The organism is Paenibacillus sp. GYB006 (genome assembly GCF_036577645.1).
Taxonomy (GTDB): Bacteria; Bacillota; Bacilli; order Paenibacillales; family Paenibacillaceae; genus Paenibacillus.
This window is the reverse complement of the sequence record NZ_JARBDA010000123.1, coordinates 1-206: the sequence shown is the minus strand read 5'-3', so window position 1 is coordinate 206 and position 206 is coordinate 1. Positions and strand designations below refer to the sequence as shown.

At 51.5% G+C, this 206-nt stretch carries 1 rRNA gene; it reads left to right on the top strand.

From position 1 onward, the window contains the following. Positions 1-206, top strand: a 23S ribosomal RNA gene (locus PV403_RS25275); the annotation flags it as partial.

Below are 206 nucleotides of genomic sequence, written 5' to 3'. Positions count from 1 at the left end.
ATGGAGTTACAAAGGAACCGATTAGTTGAAGAGGTCTGGAAAGGCCCGCCAGAGAAGGTAAAAGCCCTGTAGTCAAAAATCTGTTCCCTCCGAGACGGATCCCGAGTAGTGCGAGGCACGTGAAACCTCGTATGAATCCGGCAGGACCATCTGCCAAGGCTAAATACTCCCTAGCGACCGATAGTGAAGCAGTACCGTGAGGGAAA